Below are 1489 nucleotides of genomic sequence, written 5' to 3' on the forward strand. Positions count from 1 at the left end.
CTTTTGGTTGCTGATTTACGGTAAACTTCATCAAAATTTACCTCTATAAACTCTCCCACAACGGTCTCGTATAACCGTCAGTTACGGGTTAATATACGTTGATTTTTCGGTTTATAACTGGCGTTAGCAATTCCGAGTGGATTCGGACGCAGTCGAATCCGCCGTAATTGCGGTTATACATTGTTGGCGCTAGTTTTTTATTTTACTTTTCATTTGTTTCTGATATAAAATCATTTGTGGTAAAAGGAAAATCAGCATAAAGAAACTTGCAGGGGGAATTTTTTCAAATCCTTTAGTAACAGCAAAAAATCCTAAAATTCCAATTACAACAATAAGAATCATTGTGTTAATTCTTAATGCCCATTTTAAAAACCCTTTTTCAACCCAAATATCCCAACTATCAATAATTTCTTTGTCCTGAATTTCTTTTGAAAGAAAATTTATAAATGCCTGCGAATCGCTTTTTAAAACATTATTTGGGCGATTATTTCCGAGTGTTATTTCAACCTTGTCCGTGATTATTTTTCTTAAGATTTGTCCTTGGTCAATCACAAGGCATTTTATTTCATTAAGTTTAATGTCTGGGATTTTCGCATAGTCAAAAAGCAGTTTTTTTTGCCATTCAAAATGTAGTGTATCATTTTTACAACTCACATTTAGTCGTCCATAAGAGAAATAAAAGAGTATTCCAAACAGTCCAATTATTCCGAGAGCAGTAATCACTAATTGTAAAATTGAATTGTCAATTTGGCTTGAAAGCAACAAAACAGGTATAAACAAAATTGCAAAGGCAAATATGCTTATCACTACTCTGGTTTGTTTAAAAATCAATATGCTGAAATTCTTTATCAATGTCGTTTTTTTCAAATTAGCGCCAACGTTTGGTATAACCGCAGTTACGGATAAATATACGAGGTTTTTCGTTTTAGAACTGGTCTTAGCAATTCCGAGTGGATTCGGACGTAGTCGAATCCGCCGTAATTGCGGTTATACATTGTTGTACACAGTACTTTTATTTCCATTTTTCTATTAATTCAGCCACTCCGTTTTTAATTCCGTCATAAAATTTTCCATTTTTAAATTCAGGAATGATGGTCTGGTCAATAACATTTTTACAAATTTGGTCAGTCAAAATAAGTTCCGTTCCAAATCCAGTTGCAATTCCTATTTTCTGACAAGGTTTACAAAGCAGAATTATCAGTCCATTATCTTTTTCCGCTGTTCCAACTCCCCAATATTTTCCCAAATCCGTCGCCATTTTTTGAATGTCAGAATATGGATTTATACTATCAATTGTTACAACAACTATTTGTCGTGTGGTTTCAATATTGTATTTATAAATAATGTCCGACAGTTCTTTCCTTTGTGAAGAACTGAAAATGCTGTCGTAATCGTTTATTATTTTGTAAGCTTCCCCTATTTAGAACTGTTAGTTTTTCCAAATATATAATTTTTTACGTTTTAAAATAGAATGGCTTTCTCTTCATAT

General features: G+C 32.6%; 2 protein-coding genes. Both read right to left on the reverse strand.

Translation table 11 applies throughout. The features are described 5' to 3' along the window. Positions 1 to 189 precede the first annotated feature (189 nt). Positions 190 to 807 carry a hypothetical protein gene (locus BLW28_RS15500; RefSeq protein ID WP_092842595.1) on the reverse strand — a complete coding sequence of 206 codons (618 nt, stop codon included), beginning with the start codon at positions 805 to 807 and terminating at the stop codon, positions 190 to 192. Positions 808 to 1012: 205 nt separating this feature from the next. After that, a complete protein-coding gene (locus BLW28_RS15505; RefSeq protein ID WP_083540892.1) occupies positions 1013 to 1420 on the reverse strand; it encodes a TPM domain-containing protein in 408 nt (135 codons plus the stop codon). Between the last annotated feature and the right edge of the window lie 69 nt (positions 1421 to 1489).

Origin of the sequence: Aequorivita viscosa (assembly GCF_900106795.1) — a bacterium.
Lineage (GTDB): Bacteria > Bacteroidota > Bacteroidia > Flavobacteriales > Flavobacteriaceae > Aequorivita > Aequorivita viscosa.